The organism is Nocardioides sp. LHD-245 (genome assembly GCF_030929495.1).
GTDB lineage: Bacteria > Actinomycetota > Actinomycetes > Propionibacteriales > Nocardioidaceae > Nocardioides.
In genome coordinates this window covers 174,012-189,798 of sequence record NZ_JAVFWN010000009.1, presented here as the reverse complement: position 1 = coordinate 189,798, position 15,787 = coordinate 174,012, and the positions used below count along the sequence as shown (strand labels likewise).

The 15,787-nt window shown below is 73.2% G+C and carries 14 protein-coding genes; 9 read left to right on the top strand and 5 right to left on the bottom strand.

Features of this window, described 5'->3' with window-relative positions:
• The first annotated feature begins 55 nt into the window (after positions 1–55).
• The 9 genes from RB608_RS14500 to RB608_RS14460 all read left to right on the top strand — a co-directional run bounded on the left by RB608_RS14500 (position 56) and on the right by RB608_RS14460 (position 13,595).
• Entirely contained in the window at positions 56–2,464 is a 2,409-nt protein-coding gene (locus RB608_RS14500; protein ID WP_308088687.1) for a TIGR03773 family transporter-associated surface protein, read from the top strand.
• Complete coding sequence (locus RB608_RS14495) at positions 2,457–4,010, top strand: anchored repeat ABC transporter, substrate-binding protein (protein ID WP_308088686.1); 1,554 nt, start codon at positions 2,457–2,459, stop codon at positions 4,008–4,010. Before RB608_RS14500 ends, RB608_RS14495 begins: the two co-directional genes overlap by 8 nt.
• Before the next feature lie 11 nt (positions 4,011–4,021).
• Positions 4,022–5,017 carry a choice-of-anchor M domain-containing protein gene (locus RB608_RS14490; RefSeq protein ID WP_308088685.1) on the top strand — a complete coding sequence of 332 codons (996 nt, stop codon included), beginning with the start codon at positions 4,022–4,024 and terminating at the stop codon, positions 5,015–5,017.
• Complete coding sequence (locus RB608_RS14485; RefSeq protein WP_308088684.1) at positions 5,014–5,784, top strand: anchored repeat-type ABC transporter ATP-binding subunit; 771 nt, start codon at positions 5,014–5,016, stop codon at positions 5,782–5,784. The genes RB608_RS14490 and RB608_RS14485 overlap by 4 nt, the downstream gene beginning before the upstream one ends.
• A complete protein-coding gene (locus tag RB608_RS14480; protein ID WP_308088683.1) occupies positions 5,781–6,677 on the top strand; it encodes an anchored repeat-type ABC transporter permease subunit in 897 nt (298 codons plus the stop codon). The genes RB608_RS14485 and RB608_RS14480 overlap by 4 nt, the downstream gene beginning before the upstream one ends.
• A gap of 257 nt (positions 6,678–6,934) precedes the next feature.
• Positions 6,935–11,344, top strand: coding sequence for a choice-of-anchor M domain-containing protein (locus tag RB608_RS14475; protein WP_308088682.1), 4,410 nt, complete (start codon positions 6,935–6,937; stop codon positions 11,342–11,344).
• A 73-nt stretch (positions 11,345–11,417) separates the two neighbouring features.
• On the top strand, positions 11,418–12,413 hold the full coding sequence (locus RB608_RS14470; RefSeq protein WP_308088681.1) for a permease: 996 nt from the start codon (positions 11,418–11,420) through the stop codon (positions 12,411–12,413).
• Positions 12,410–13,090 carry a TIGR03943 family putative permease subunit gene (locus RB608_RS14465; protein WP_308088680.1) on the top strand — a complete coding sequence of 227 codons (681 nt, stop codon included), beginning with the start codon at positions 12,410–12,412 and terminating at the stop codon, positions 13,088–13,090. Before RB608_RS14470 ends, RB608_RS14465 begins: the two co-directional genes overlap by 4 nt.
• A complete protein-coding gene (locus tag RB608_RS14460; RefSeq protein ID WP_308088679.1) occupies positions 13,083–13,595 on the top strand; it encodes a hypothetical protein in 513 nt (170 codons plus the stop codon). The genes RB608_RS14465 and RB608_RS14460 overlap by 8 nt, the downstream gene beginning before the upstream one ends.
• Here the strand turns inward: RB608_RS14460 and RB608_RS14455 are convergent.
• The 5 genes from RB608_RS14455 to RB608_RS14435 all read right to left on the bottom strand — a co-directional run bounded on the left by RB608_RS14455 (position 13,574) and on the right by RB608_RS14435 (position 15,746).
• The gene (locus RB608_RS14455) at positions 13,574–14,026 is read right to left on the bottom strand and encodes a VanZ family protein (protein ID WP_308088678.1); all 453 of its coding nucleotides are present in this window, start codon (positions 14,024–14,026) and stop codon (positions 13,574–13,576) included. The genes RB608_RS14460 and RB608_RS14455 overlap by 22 nt on opposite strands.
• An 80-nt stretch (positions 14,027–14,106) precedes the next feature.
• Positions 14,107–14,229: a type B 50S ribosomal protein L36 gene (gene ykgO, locus RB608_RS14450; RefSeq protein ID WP_204837680.1), complete on the bottom strand. Its 123-nt coding sequence runs from the start codon at positions 14,227–14,229 to the stop codon at positions 14,107–14,109.
• Positions 14,226–14,414: a 50S ribosomal protein L32 gene (gene rpmF / locus RB608_RS14445; protein ID WP_308088677.1), complete on the bottom strand. Its 189-nt coding sequence runs from the start codon at positions 14,412–14,414 to the stop codon at positions 14,226–14,228. Before rpmF ends, ykgO begins: the two co-directional genes overlap by 4 nt.
• A gap of 1 nt (position 14,415) precedes the next feature.
• On the bottom strand, positions 14,416–15,480 hold the full coding sequence (locus RB608_RS14440) for a GTP-binding protein (protein ID WP_308088676.1): 1,065 nt from the start codon (positions 15,478–15,480) through the stop codon (positions 14,416–14,418).
• Positions 15,477–15,746, bottom strand: a complete 270-nt coding sequence (locus RB608_RS14435; RefSeq protein WP_308088675.1) for a type B 50S ribosomal protein L31 — start codon at positions 15,744–15,746, stop codon at positions 15,477–15,479. The genes RB608_RS14440 and RB608_RS14435 overlap by 4 nt, the downstream gene beginning before the upstream one ends.
• Positions 15,747–15,787: the final 41 nt, after the last annotated feature.

The following is a 15,787-nucleotide window of genomic DNA, read 5'->3' as shown; positions in this document are numbered from 1 at the left end:
GGGCGGGACCGGTCCCGGGCCGGTCCCGCCCTCCACTCCCGACTCGGAAGTCACCATGAAGCCCGCCCTGCGCCCGTTCCCGTACCTCCCCCACCTCGCCTGCCGCCGTCCCCGGGCCCTGCTCGCGGTCGGGGCCGCTCTGCTCCTGCTCGTCATGAGCGGTCTCCCGACGGCTCCGGTCCGTGCCGCCCCCTCCGCCGGCGGCGCCGGCCCGACAGTGCTGCGCACCGTGGACGGTCCGGTGACCCTCCTGGACGCGGCGTGGGCGGAGGACGGGACGCCCGTGCTCGACCTGACCCAGGCCGCGCAGGTCCACCGGCCCGCCGACGTCGTGGTCGAGCTCGGCGACGAGGCGCTCGGCGACGGAACACCGCTGGGCTGGAGCACCCGCCGCGTGCCGGTCACGGAGCCGGGGCGGACCCTCGACGTCGACCTGGAGGTCAGCGGCCCGGGCCGGGTGCTCGTCCAGGACGTCGGTCCCGACGGAGCACGGGTCGCCCTCGTCGACACCGGTGACGATCGCCCCGACCTCGTGGCGCTCCCGCCCGACAGTGAGGGCTGGCCGCTGTGGTCCTTCGCCGCACCTGGACGGTACGTCGTGGAAGCGACCTTCTCCGGCGTCGCGACGCGCTACCTGCTCGACGTACCGGACCCGTCGGCGGAGCCCGTCGAGCCCCTGCCGGGCCAGCCGGAGCCCGTCGAGCCGGGGGCGGTCGAGCCGGGGGCGGTCGAGCCGGGGCCCGCTGAGCTGGGGCCGGTCGAGCCACCACCCGCCGTCGTACCGCCCGAGCCCGCGGCCGCGGTGACACCGGCGAAGCAGGAGGACGCGTGCGTGGCGCCCGGCCTGCCCGCCGACGCGGTCCGGGTCAGCGACGGTCACTTCGACTACGGCGTGCAGGTGGCCGGCGGCCGGCTCGACTCGCGGGTCAAGGACGACCGCACCAGCCCGCCGGTCTGGCGAGAGCCGGCGACGATGCTGTTCGAGGTCGGCGAGCCGGCCCGCAAGCAGGTGCCGGCGAACCCCGCCCTCGCCTTCCTCGGGGCGGTCGGCGGCGACATCTGGACGATCGGGCAGGTCCAGGAGACCGGTGTGCCGTGGCTCGGGTGGAACACCCAGCACGCGAGCGCGATCGGCGACATCCAGGGCGCCACGACCTGGCAGCTCGACACGGTCGAGGGGCCCGGTCAGCTGTTCGTCTACCAGACCGGCTCGTTCGGGTCGATCTCGCCGGTGCTGAGCACCGCGGACGGCTGGCCGCGCAGCACCACCATCCCGGCCAACGTCCATGCCCACGGCAACTGGTCGTTCACCCGGCCCGGCGTCTACCGGGTCACCACCACCCATCTCGCGCGGCTGACGTCCGGCGGGGAGGTGTCCAGCACCGACACGCTGACCTTCCGGGTCGGCCCGTGCGCCCAGGAGGCACCCGGCCCGGTGGCCGACACCGGCAAGGCCGGCGAGAAGACGGGCAAGGACGGCAAGAAGGGCAAGAGCGCCCAGGGCGGCCCGGAGACCGGTACGCCGCCGGCGCCCGCTCCGCTCCCCACGCGGACTCCCGCGGAGTGCGTCCCGGTCGCGCGCGACCAGGACGCCGCGGCCCCGGCGGGCCCGTCCGGCGCATCGGGCGCGCCGGGTGCGTCGGACCCGGCGACGCCGCCGACCGCGCAGACCGCCGTGAGCGACGGCCACTTCGACTTCGGCTCGGTGATCGAGGGCACGGCGATGCAGGCGCGGGTGAAGGACGACCGCACCCAGCCGCCGAGCTGGGTGCAGCCGGAGGGCCTGAGGTTCGTGCTCGGCAGTGCGGCCGAGCAGGAGGTGCCCGCCGGCTCGGCGTACTCCTTCCTCGGTTCGGCGGGAGCGAAGATCTGGCTGATCCCGCAGACCCAGGTCTCCGGTGTGCCGTGGCTGGGCTGGAACACCCAGCACGAGACCGTGCGCCAGCAGGTCCGCGGCTCCGTGCGCTACCGGCTCGACGGCGTGAGCGGCCCCGGTGAGCTCGCGGTCTACCTCACCGACTCCTTCGGCGGGGTCGGCGAGAAGGTGTTCGGCAGCGTGGCCGGCTTCCCGCGGTCCTTCGACGTGCCGCTCAACGTGCACGCCCACGGCAACTGGGTGTTCACCGCCGCGGGCACCTACCAGGTCACCATCACCCAGTCAGCGACGCTGAGCGACGGGACGTCGGTCTCGGACCGGGCGACGCTCACCTTCGTGGTCGGCGGCGGGGCCGGCGGCGGGGGCCGGAGCGTCGGGCTGACCGTGCCCCTGGCGCTGCCGACCACACTGCCGACCACGCTGCCGACGGCGCTGCCCGCCGCGCCGACGCGGGACTGCGTCATCCCCGCCACCGGCGCCGACGACAGCCTCACGCTATTGCTGCCCCTCGGCGTCACGTTGGTGGTGACCGGCGCGGCCGTGCTCGGCGTACGCCGCCGGGCGACCCGCCGCCTCGCCCATGCGTAGACGGACCGCGGTCGGCGCGGCGCTCGCCGTCCTCCTGACGGCCTGCGCCGCGCCGCCCACGCTCTCGGAGAACGACGACCGGCTCCAGGTGGTCACCACCACCGGGCTGATCGCCGATCTGGTCCGCAACGTCGGCGGCGCGGACGTGAACGTCGTGTCGCTCGTGCCCGGCGGCGCCGATCCGCACAGCTACGAGCCGAGCCTGCGCCGCGCTCGCGACGTGGTCTACGCCGACGTCGCCTTCAGCAACTACCTGCTGCTGGAGGAGCACCGTGTGATCAAGGTGCTCGACGCGAACCTGCCCGACGAGGCGGTCAACATCTCGCTCGCCGAGGACGCGGTGAAGTACGCCGCCGAGATCATCCCGCTCGTCGAGAAGGTCAACCTCGACACGATCTGGCTGGGGCTGCGGGTCCACGGTCGTGGTGAGCAGTACGGCGCCACGCGGGCCTCCGACGTGCTCCTCTCGGCGACCGGGATGACCGGTCCGGGACGCATGGTCGGCTTCATCACGGGCTCCTTCGGCGATCCCGAGGTCTACTTCGACTCGAGCGACGGCTTCGACGCCGCCGACGGCTACCGCGACGACACCGCCGTGCTGCCCGCGGACGCGCACACCCACATGTCCTGGTCGTTCTCGGAGCCGGGGATCTACACGGTCGACTTCGCGGCCCGGCTGCAGGTGGACAGCGGCGTGCGGCCGGTGCCGATCGGGGCCACGACGGTGACGTTCGCGGTCGGCGTCCCGCCCGCCGAGGCCGGGGACGGCAGGGTGTTGGACCGCGGCCATGCCGACGTGACCGTCGACCTCGATGGTGGCGACGGCGGTGACATGGACCTCCGCTACGACCCCGAGGGCGGCGGCGAGCACAGCCAGGAGGAGCTCGAGCCGGCGGAGGTCGTGGTCGACGTACCCGCGAAGGCACTGGTCGAGGTCCCGGGCGACGAGCGGCTCGGCTTCCTCGGCCGGCCCGGCACGGCGGTCTACCAGCTCCCGCAGGCCGTGCTCGGCAAGCACGTGCACGGCGAGATCGACCCGCACCTGTGGCAGGACGTGGGCAACGTGATGGCCTACACCGAGCTGATCCGCGACACCCTGATCGACGCCGATCCCACGCATGCGCTGGCCTACCGGGAGCGGGCGGATGCCTACCTCGCGGAGCTGGAGCAGCTCGACGCGTACGTCCGGGAGACCATCGCGGCGGTGCCGGAGCGCCGCCGCTACCTGGTCACCACGCACGACGCGTTCGGCTATCTCGCCCACGCCTACGACCTGCAGGTCGCCGGCTTCGTCACCCCCAGCCCGGCCACCGAGCCGTCGCTCGCCGACCGGCGCAAGCTGGTCGGGACCATCCGCACCCTCGGGGTGCCGGCGGTCTTCCTCGAGCCCAACCTGCAGGCCCGGTCCTCCGTGCTCACGCAGGTCGCCGAGGAGGAGGGCGTCGAGGTCTGCTCGATCTACGGCGATGCCTTCGACGACCGGGTGACCGACTACGTCCAGATGATGCGCTTCAACGCAGAGGAGATCCAGAGGTGCTTGTCGTGAAGGGGCCCGCCTTGACGGGGCCCGTCCTGAACCGCTGGCGGGCCGTGGTGCTGGTCGCCGCGCTGTCCTTGTCACTCGTCCCGGCGGCTGCGGCCGCCCCCCGAGACCCGACGCCGACGGTGCCGCCGGAGGACGGCGCTCTCCAGCAGACCATCGACCCCGACCAGGAGGTGGCGACCGACGACGTCGTGCTCGAGGCTGGGCACGTCGATCTGGGGCCGCGTCTGGTCGGTGGTGGTGGCGCCCCCGGCGAGTGGACGCTGATGGTGCACGACGACACCCGGCTGGAGGGCTCGGTCTGGCGTCCGCTGGAGCATGCGGTGATCCGGGTGCGTGACGCCGCTGTCCAGCAGGTGCCCGACGACCCGGCGTACGCCTTCCTCGGCGTCGACCCCGGAGCCGGCGTGCACGTGGTCCCGCAGACCCAGGACCTCGACGTCGTCTGGCTCGGCTGGAACACCCAGGACCCGTCGGTGCTGGAGACCGTCGACCGTGGCGTCACCTTGACCCTGCGCGGCGTGGACGGCCCCGGGCACCTGGTGGTCTATCTCCAGGACGGCGGCTTCGGCGAGCCCGACGTGCTCTGGGACTCGCGTGATCTCGACCGGCGCGCCGCCGCCCAGAACCTGTGGGTCGACGTCAACACGCACACCCACGCCAACTGGGTGTTCAGCGAGCCGGGCGCCTACCTGGTGTCGATCGCGGCCACCGCGACCTTCGTCGACGGCACCGAGCAGACCACCACCGGCACCCTGCGGATGGCCGTCGGCGACGGCACCGATCCCGAGCAGGCCCGCCACGCCGAGGCCGCCCCCGGGCCGGTGACGCCGGACTCCGGTGCCGCGGCGGATCCGGAGGCCGCCGAGGAGACCGGGGACGGTACGCCGGCCTGGCTGTGGGCCGTCGGTGCCGGTGCGGTCGCCCTGGCCGGCATGCTGCTGGCCGTGGTCGCGCGCGGTCGTCGTACCCGGACGCGGGCACTGGCCGACGAGGGAGCGGACGGATGAGCGCGGGGCTGCGGGTGCGCGGTGTGGAGGTCGATCTCGGGGGCCGGCCGGTGCTGCGCGGCCTGGACCTCGACCTCCGGCCCGGCGAGCTGGTCGGTCTGATCGGTCCCAACGGTGCGGGCAAGACCACGCTGCTGCGGGCCATCCTCGGCCTCACCCGCGTGCGTGCGGGCGAGGTGCTCATCGACGGCCACCCGCTCCGGCGGCGGCGTGCTGAGATCGGCTACGTCCCCCAGCGCCACGAGTTCGCCTGGGACTTCCCCATCTCGGTCGAGCAGGTCGTGCTCACCGGCCGGGCCGGGGGACTGCGCCCGGGCCGCGGGCCGGGTGTCGCGGACTGGAGGGCGGTGGACCGGGCGCTGCGGCTGGTCGCCATGACCGACCTGCGCCGCCGGCCGGTGGGGGAGCTCTCCGGCGGCCAGCGGCAGCGGGTGCTGGTGGCGCGGGCGCTGGCGCTCGATCCGTCGGTGCTGCTGCTCGACGAGCCGTTCACCGGCCTCGACCTGCCCACCCAGGAGTCGCTCCTCACGATGTTCACCGGCCTCGCCGACGGGGCGAACGGGGAGGCCCGGGCCGTCTTGATGACGACCCATGACATCGGCTCGGCGCTCTTCGCCTGCCGGCGCGTCGTCCTGCTGAACCGGACGGTGGTCGCGACCGGGACCGCCGCCGAGCTGCGGGCCCGTCCCGACGCCTGGTCGGAGACGTTCGGCGTCGGCGTCGACAGCCCGTTCCTGCGGGTCCTGGCGGCGGGGGTGACGGTATGAGTCCGCTCGACTTCCTCGCCGACCTGACCAATCCCGACCTGCGCTTCCTGCCCAAGGCGCTCGCCGTCGCGATGATGTCGTCGATCGTGTGCGGCGTCGTCGGCTGCTACGTCGTCCTGCGGGGGATGGCGTTCATCGGCGATGCCGTCGCCCACGCTGTCTTCCCCGGCCTGGCGGTGGCGTTCGTGCTGTCCGGCAACCTGATCGTCGGTGGCACCGTCGCGGGCGTCCTCACCGCCGTCCTCATCGCGGTGTTCAGCCAGGGCCGGCGCCTCAAGGAGGACTCGGTGATCGGCGTCTTCTTCGTCGCCGCCTTCGCCCTCGGCGTCGTGATCATCTCCCGCGCTCCCGGGTACGCCGGCTCGCTGCAGCAGTTCCTCTTCGGCTCGATCGCGGGCGTGCCGGATCGCGACCTCGTTGTGATCGCCGGGACGGGCCTGGTGGTCCTGACCGTCCTGTTCCTGCTCCACCACGGGTTGGTCGCGGTCACCCTGGACCGCGAGATGGCGCGAGCCCTCGGCCTGCGGGTCTTCCTCCACGACCTGGTCCTCTATGTCCTGGTGACCCTGGCCGTGGTGATGTCGGTCCAGACGATCGGCAACGTCCTGGTGCTGGCGCTGCTGGTGGCGCCCGCGGCGACCGCCCGGCTGCTGACCGACCGGCTCGGCGCGATGATGGTGCTCGCCCCGGTGGTCGGGGTCGTCGGTGCGACGGTGGGGCTCTACGTGTCGTGGTCGTGGGACCTGCCGGTGGGGGCGACCATCGTGCTGGTGCTCGCCGCTGCCTTCCTGCTCGCCTGGCTCGCCGCGCCGCGGCACGGGGTCCTCGCCGTCCTCGCCCGCGGCCGGGAGCGGACCCCAGCGACGAGGCCCGGGTCGGCTGCGGTCCTGTAGCCCCTCTGCGCGCGGGTTCATCACGGTATGTAGGCGAAGCGCCACTTCTGTAGCGGAGCTCCACTGCAGAAGCTCCGGTTGACCTACGTACCGTGATGAACCCGTCCCCCCGCGTCGCCCGACGCCGTCGAGCAGCAGCGTGCCCCAACGCCGCTCGGCCATTGAGATTGACAATCATTCTCAATAACCTCTACGGTCGAGTCCTCCGACCACGCCTGCTCGGGCTGCCTGGTCGGTTCCGCTGTCTGCTGCGACCGATGACGAGGACCGTGTCGATGTCACCTGCTCCCGCGCCCGCCCAGGGTGCTCGTCTCTCCCCCGTCAGCCTGCTGTTGACGCTGGCGCTCGCGCTGGGTCTCCTCGGCGCCCTGCCGGCGGATGCCTCCGCCGCCGCGGGCCCGGCGCCGTCGCCGGTGGAGCGGCGGGTGATCGCCGACGTCCACACCGACGCGATCGCGACCTTCTGGGAGGACGGCGCGCTGACGCTGGCGACGAAGGTTGACACGCCCGGCCCGCACACCCGCTACGGGGCGGACCAGGTGTGGTTCCACGTCGACGACGACTCCAAGCGTCCGGCGCCCGCCAGCTGGCCGTTCATCGCGCCGGCCGGCACCGAGGTGTGGATCGCGCCGCAGAACTTCGCGACCGACCAGCTGTGGCCGGGGTTCTCGACCGAGTCCGTCCCGGACGGGACCTTGGACGCGAACACGACCACGATGACCCTGGTCGACGTGGCGGGTCCCGGCGACGTCGAGGTCTACCAGAACGACATCGACGGCCCGGTACGGCAGTGGTCGAGCGACGAGGACGTCAAGGCATTCGACCTGGTGGGTCGCTCGCACATGCACGCCAACTGGGCGTTCACCGCGCCGGGGATCTACCACCTGACCGTCAAGGCGTCGGGGACGGTCTCCGGTGCCCCGGTGGCGGACACCGCGGTCTACACCTTCGTGGTCGGTGAGCTGCCGGAGCAGGTGGCGACCGAGACCGCCGTGCAGATCCAGGGCGAGTCGACGGTCACGGTGGGCACGCCCGTGGAACTCGGTGCGTCCGTCTCCCCGGCGACGGTGGAGGGGTCCGTCGAGTTCCGGGACGGTACGACGGTGCTGGGTCACGAGGGGGTCGTCGCCGGTGCGGCAGCGCTCACCGTCGACGCCCTGGCGATCGGCTCCCATGAGGTGACGGCGGTCTTCGTCCCGAACGTCGCCAACCTGGCGGCGACCTCGAGCTCGCAGCCGGTGACGGTCTCCGTCACCGACGAGGGCGGGGTGCCGTTCGCCGTCACCGGCGTCGAGGCGTCCTACCTGCCGGGCGACCTGCTGAGCGCCGAGGTCGTCGGGGTCACCCTGGCGGAGAGCCAGATGTATCGCTGGCTGTGGCGTCCGATCGGCTCCACCAGCTCCGGCCTCAACGTGCAGACGTCGACCTCGACGGCGTACACCCGGTCGCCGGTGCTGGGCGCCTCCGACGACGGCTACGAGCTGAGCGTCGCGGTGCGCCAGTGCGCCAACGCGACGTGCAGCAGCGGCTCGACCGTCGCTCAGGCGGGCTGGTATCCGGTGCACGTCGAGCAGGCGGGCCAGCGGCCCTCGCTCACCCGCGTCGGCGGCAGCGGCCCGATCTATCCCGGAGACCTCTACCGCCTGGAGGCCGGCGGGCTGGACCTGGCGGGGGGCGAGACCACGGAGTTCGTCTACCGTCTCGGCGTCACCTGGTCGACCCGCCTCGCCGTCTCCGGCTCGACCGCGGCCTACCCAGATCCGGCCTCGGTCACGATCAAGCGGGTGGGCGACAACGCGAACGACTACGACGTCGCGGTGCGGGTGCTGCGCGACGGCGTACCGGTGCGCCAATCCGAGCCGCACCGGGTGCAGGCGGCGAACTTCGAGCTGCCCGTCCAGGGGTTGCAGACGCTCTACTTCGAAGGGGCGACGGCCGAGCTCGGCGCCCAGATCTATCCGGTCCGCCCAGGCGACGCGTTCACCTACGAATGGCAGTTCAGCAAGCTGCCGGACTTCGCCGCCGCCGACCCGAGCACGGTCGTGTGGGCCGCGGGCTCGCAGAGCCCCGCGACCTTGGAGAAGGCGGTGAACGTCGCCGATCACGACAAGGGCTACCTGCGGCTGCGGGTGCTCACGCCCGACGGGGTCGAGGCGTTCAGGACACCCGCCGTGCGGATCTACGTGACCGACGATCCGGACGCCCAGCTGTTCTTCCTCAACCAGCTCGCGGAGCACTATCACCAGGGGGACGCCGTGAGTCTGGCGTCGACCGTGGCGCCCGAGCCGCTGCCGGGCGACGAGATCCGCTGGGAGTGGAAGTGGGCCGACAGTGACTGGGAGCCCTTCCCCGCCGCATCGGGGAAGCAGCACCGGCTCACCGCCGAGCAGGCGCTCGACGGCGTGCAGGTGCGGGTCATCCTCGACTTCGCGGCAGGGGGCAAGGACTCGATCGTCGCCGAGCCGGTGACGATCCAGGTCGACGATCACGGCGCCGCGGCGCGACAGCAGCCCACGATCACGGGGCGAATCTCGGTCATGGAGGGGGAGACCACCACCCTGACGCGTGAGCTGCCGGAGAACGGGCCGACGGTCCTGACCGAGCACCGCTGGGAGCGGAGGGCGGCCGGCTCCGAGGAGTGGACGACGCTCGCGGACGAGGTGGGCGAGACGCTCGGGCTCACCGCCACCGCGGCCGACGACGGCGCGCGCTACCGGGTGTCCCTGGTCAAGCCGAACGGCGCCGTGGCCTACGGTCCGTCGCCGGCGGTGACGCTCGCGGTCGAGGCGACCGCCGGCGACCTCCGCATCGCCGGCGTCCAGCCCTCGTACCGGCCGGGCGACACGCTGAGCGCAGCCGCCGTCGGCGTGACCCTCGGGGAGAACCAGGTCTTCCGGTGGCGCGTACGCAACGCCGGGAGCGCCGAGATCCTCGTGCCGCAGTCGACGACGAGCGCGACCTACACCCGCGTCCTCGACGCGCTCGCCGATGACACCGAGATCAGTCTGCAGCTCTATGACACCGCGACCCGCACCGCCCTGAACACGACGCCGTGGCTGCCGGTCGCCGTCGAGCACCAGGGTGCGCGCCCGGTCGTCACCCAGGTCGGGGAGGCGGCCGACCCGCTGCTCCCCGGCGACGTCATCGAGTTCACAGCGACCGGGCGCGAGCTTGGCGAGGGCGAGACGTTCTCGTGGGGCTTCCCCTGGTACGCCGCCCACTACGGCCTGCAGGTCTGGGACTGGGAGGCGAGCTACGACGACGAGACGAAGCGGACCGTGCGGCTCAAGCTCGTCGCGAACGCCCCGCAGACCCAGCCGTACGCCGAGCCGCTCGTGGTGAGCGTCGTCAAGGACGGCGTCGACGTCGCCCGCTCGGAGTTCCACCCGGTCCTGACCGGGCACCGCGAGCTGAAGGTCGAGGGGCACCGCAACCTCTACCGCGAGGGCGGCCGGGTCGAGCTGGAGTCCGTCGCCTATCCCGAGCGGGAGTCGGACGACCTCACCTACACGTGGACCTTCACCCGGGGCGAGAGCTCCGTGGTGTGGGGCGAGGAGCAGCAGGACCTGCCCGGCCTCGCCGGCCCGGCGCTGACCAGGGCCGAGCACGACGGCGGATCGCTGCGGCTGAGCCTCTACAACCACGGCGTGCTCGCCCAGGAGTCGGCCGCGATGCCCGTCAACGTCACCGACGACCTGACCACGCAGATCCTGGAGTTCGGCACACTCGCCGAGCACTATCACCAGGGCGACGCCGTCCGGCTGGCGCTCACGGTCGATCCCGCGCCGCTCGAGGGCGACGACCTCGCCTGGCAGTGGAGGTGGCCCGGCGCGGACGGGGCCCTCGGGGAGTGGGTGCCGATGCCCGGCGTCGAGGAAGACGTGTGGGAGGCCGCCGCGGAGCAGGCGCTGCACGGGGTCGAGGTGCGCGCCGTGCTGACCTACGCCGACTCCGCCCTGGAGCCGGCCGTGTCCGAGACCCGCACGATCCACGTGGACGACCACGGCTCGCCGGCGCGTCAGCAGCCGACGGTGGGCGGGGAGACGTCGTACGTCGAGGGCGGACAGGTCGCCCTGGCGAGGGTACTGCCGGCCAACGGATCCACGGTGCTGACGGGGCACCGTTGGGAGCGTCGGACAGCGGACTCCGAGGAGTGGTCGGTGCTGGAGGGCGAGAGCGGTGCGGAGCTGTCCTTCGTCGCCGCGGCGGCCGACGACGGTGCGGCGTACCGGGTGTCGGTGGTCACGCCGACCGGCGAGGTGGCCTACGGTCCGTCGCCGGAGGTGACGCTCACGGTGGGGGCATCGACGGGGCCGGCACCGACCGGTCCGGCGCCGACCGGACCGGCGCCGGGCGCCGACCCGGCGGTGAAGGCGGCACCGGCGCTGAAGGTGAGGGTGTCGCGCCCGGTCGTCCGGCGCGGCGGGTCGGTGGTCGTGCGGGTGCGGGTGCGCGCCGGTGTGACGGTGCCCTCGGGGGTGGTCCGGGTCAGGTTGGCGGGCAGGGTCCGCATCGTGCACCTCGACGAGCGTGGCCGGGTCAGGATCAGGGTGCGGATCGCGAGGAGCGTTCCGCCGGGGACGAAGCGGGTCGCCGTGGTCTATCGGGGTGACGACCGGGTCACCGCCGGGCGTGATCGGTCGGCGCGGGTCCGGGTACGGCGCTGAGCGCCGTGGCCGGCCATGTCCTGTTGTTGACAATGATTCCCGTTCGTAACCTGATGGCACTACGCTCCGGGCGATGAGCACGACCCGTTCGCCCACGACCCGGTCCGGCGGCGACCTTCAGGTCTGGCTGGTGCTGGGCCTCCTGGTCGCCGCTGTCCCGGTCCAACGTCTTCTCGGAGACCGCCTCGAGGGCGCGGCCTTCCAGACCTGGGCCACCGTCTTCCTCGCGATCGTCGTGCAGTCGATCCCGTTCCTCGTCCTGGGCGTGGTCCTCTCGGGCCTGATCTCCGCTCTGCTGTCCGAGCGGGTCGTCGCACGGGTCCTGCCGAGGAACCCCGCGCTGGCGGTGCCGGTCGCGGGCGTCGCCGGGATCGGCCTGCCCACGTGCGAGTGCGCGGCGGTGCCGGTGGCCTCCGGGCTGGCCCGGCGCGGCGTACCGGCGCCGGTCGCGCTCACCTTCCTGCTCGCCGCACCCGCGATCAACCCGGCCGTCATCATCTCGACCGCGGTCGCCTTCCAGGGCCGCACCGACATGGTCGTCGGCCGGTTCGTCGCCTCCCTGCTGGTGGCGGTGGTGATCGGCTGGATCTATGTCGGCGTCGCCGGCCGGGTGCCCGCGCTGCGCCTGCCCCGGATCACCGAGATCCGCCACGCCCACGGCAGGGACACGAGGTGGGGCCGGTTCGTCGGCGCGGCCTGGCACGACCTGCTCCCCGCCGGCGGCTTCCTCGTGATCGGCGGGATGGTCGCGGCTACGGTCAACGTGCTGGTCCCGGTGAGCATCGTGGAGTCGGTCGCCGGGCAGTGGCTGGTCGCCATCGTCGTGCTCGCCGCCTTCGCCTTCCTCGTCGCGCTGTGCTCCGAGGCCGACGCCTTCGTCGCCGCGAGCCTCACCTCGTTCTCCGACACCGCGAAGCTGGTCTTCCTCGTCGTCGGTCCCGTCATGGACATCAAGCTCGCCGCGATGGAGGCGGGCCAGTTCGGCCGCAGCTTCGCCGCGCAGTTCGTGCCGCTGGTCCTGGTGGTCGCCACCGTCATCGCCGCCCTCGTCGGGTGGGTGCTGCTGTGAACCGCAACGCTCAGGCCGTCGTCCTCGCCGCGATCGGCGCGGTCGCCCTGCGGGTGGGCGCCACCGACGAGTACGCCCGCTACGTCAACGACTGGATGAAGTGGCCGCTCGTCGTCAGCGGTGTCGCGATGGTGGCGCTCGCCTTCCTCGCGGTGTTCAGCCGCAGCCACGACGACGATCAGGCGTCGCCCGCGGTGTGGGCCCTCCTGCTCCCGGTCGTGGTCGCCTTCGTCGTCCAGCCCCCGGCCCTCGGCGCCTACGTCGCGGAGCGCCGCGCGAACGACGTGGCCGCGGTGCGGCTCGACAAGGCCGCGGTGGCGCCCCTGCCCACGGGCGAGGTGAACGACATGCTGGTCTCGGAGTTCGTCGCCTACGCCTCGGTGTACCCCGAGGTGCTGACCGATCGCCAGGTCCGGCTGGTCGGCTTCGTCACCCGTGACGACGAGGGGTGGTACGTCACCCGGCTCTCGATCAGCTGCTGCGCGGCGGACGCGCTCGCCTTCCGGGTCCGCGCCGCCGGGCCCGACGGCTCCGAGGTGCCGGCCGAGGAGCAGTGGGTCGAGGTCGTCGGGACCTGGGTGAGCGGCACCGGCGAGGGCATCGGCGCCACCGACGCGCCGGTCCTCGAGGTCGCCGAGGTGGTTCCGACCGCGGCCCCGAAGCGGCCCTATGAGTGAGCAGGCTCCCGTGCGGGGCCTGTCCCGCTGGGCGCTCGCGATGGTCCTGGTCGCCGTCCTGGTGCTCCTGCTGGTCCTCGGTCGACGCGACGGGGGAGACGACGGGGCCGGGGCGACGGCCGGGGTGGCGGAGGGGCTGTCAGAGGGGCTGTCGGAGGGGCCGCCGGCGGCCGCGCCGGTTCCGAGCGACGACGCGTTCTGTGCGGGCTACCGCCGGCTCGCCGCGGCGCAGGGGCAGCACCTCGCCCAGCCGGGCGAGACCGGCGCCCAGGAGCTGGCCGCCGCCGCGGCGGACCTGGTCGCGACCGGCGTACCGGCGTCGATGAGCCCGCTGGTACGCACCGGCTATCGCATCGAGATCTCCGGTGTCTACGACTCCCTGGGAGACACGCTCCCCGGCGACGCCGTTCCGGGCGCGCTGGAGGACGACGGGCGGGCGACCTCGGTGTCGGGGGTGGTCGGCGCCTTCGGTGACTGGCTCGCTCAGTACTGCCCAGCGCGCTGAGCCACGGATCCGGCGCGGCGACTGCGCCGACCGGCCGCGCGGGCGCCGACCTGGCTGAACGGAGCGGCGAGGACCGCCCCGATCAGGCCGCCGAGACCGTTGTGCCAGACGTCGGCCAGCGACGGCACCCGGGTGGGGAGGAACCGCTGCTGCGCCAGCTCGATGCAGGCCGACGCGAGCACCGTCACGGCCACCGCGAGCAGCGGCCGGCCGAGCAGGACCGCGAGCAGGAAGCCCGCCGGTACGAAGAGTGCGACGTTCGCGATCACCTCGGTCTCGCTCCACTCGAGCCGGCCGTCGCTGGCCCGCCATGCGGCCGCGTCGGCCAGCTCGAAGGCCCAGCGGCCCGCCGCCGGGTCGGCGAGGGTGAGCCGGGCGACGACGACGGAGTAGCAGGCCAGCAGGACGGCGGCGAGGGGACGACGGATCATGCTCTCGACGCTAGGTCGGCCGATCGTGCCGGACATCGGTCTCGGGTGCCGTCCTCAGGTACCCGAGGACCGGGCCCGGGTCAGCCCTGGCGGCCCTTCATCCGCGGGTTCTGCTTGTTGATCACGTAGATCCGCCCACGCCGGCGGACCACCTGGGCGCCCGGTTGACGCTTCAGCGACCGGATCGAGTTGCGTACCTTCATCGCCTCGTCCTCCGTCCGGTCTCCGGATCGACCAGCCCGTCCATGACGGCGCCGATCAGCCGCCGCGGCACCCGGTGGGTGCGACCGTCGATGGTCACCGGCACCAGGTCCGGCGCGGTCGCCTGCCACTGCGCCCGGCGGTGCCGGCTCCGGCTGCGCGACGTACGGCGCTTCGGCACTGCCATGTCAGGCCACCTCCCGGATCGGCCCGAGCCAGGGCTCGAAGCCGTCCTCGCCGACGGACCAGGAGCCGCGCTCGCCCTCGGCGACCAGCAGGTCCGCGAAGGCCGGCCGCAGGTGCGCGGGGGCCGCGCCGACGCCGGTGAGCACGATCCTGGTGAACGGGGTCCGCCGGCCCCAGCCGGCGTGGTCGCCGATGCTGAGCTGGCCGCCCGCGCCGTCCCACTCCACCGCGCGTCCGGGCCGGGTCGGCAGCCAGAAGCAGCCCCGAGAGCGGTGCGTGCCGCCGCCGATCAGCTCGAGGGACTCCAGCAGACGGTCGGGGTGGAAGGGCCGCAGCGACTGCAGGTCCACCTGCCACACGCCCTCGGTCATGACGTCGGGCAGCGCCTCGGACCGGGTCGGGCTGAGCCACGCGTCGCTGTGTCCGCGTTGGTGCAGGCTCCCGAGGAGCTGCTGGCTCTCGAGGCCGTGGCCGCCTTCGAGCAGCGCGACACCCGGACGGGCGAGGGTCTCGACCAGGCCGCGTGCGACCGGGTCGACGTCGTCGTCGAAGGTCAGCACGTCGGCGTACTCGACCATCGCGGCCAGCACCTCGCCGACGCCGCGGCGGTCGTCGGGTGCGCAATGGTGCCCGCGGTCGGCGAGGAGGTCGTCGCCGAGCAGGTCGCGCACCGGATGGCGCGCGCCGAGCGCGGTGACCACCGTCGAGATCCGCAGGAAGCGGGCGAGCCGGGTGTCCCAGGTCAGGACCGAGCACAGGTGGCCGGCCTCGGCCCCGACCGGCAGGTGGGCCACGATGCTGTGCCAGCGGCCGTCGCGGGCGAGCCGCTCCAGCGTCGGCACGATGTCCTCGCGGATGGCGCAGGTGACACAGGCGTGCTCCAGCAGCGACTCGTGGGTCTCCACGACGCCGGACAGGTCGCTGACCGTGCGGGTGAGCAGACCGCGCTCCGGATCGATCTCGTGCCGTACGGCGACGGCGTCGGGCAGGCCGAACTGCAGGCTCACCATCGTGGTGGCCATCGCGTCCGGGTCGACGCCGGAGAGGAGGACGACAGGCACCCTCATGGCCGCTCCTCGACGTTGCGCCGGCCGTAGCGGCGCTCGAAGGCCTCGACCCGACCCTCGCTGTCGACGACCCGGCCCTGGCCGGTCCAGAACGGGTGGCTGTGCACGCTCACGTCGACGTCGACGACCGGGTAGGTCCGTCCGTCGAGCCCGATCGTGGGCCCGTCCGTCCGCGCGGCCAGCGTCGACCGCGTCAGGACGACGTCACCGGTGGCGCGATCGCGGAAGGCGACCGGTCCGTACTCGGGGTGGATGCCCTGTTTCATCTCCTGTGCCCTTCGTGATTAGAATGAGAATCGTTCTCAAT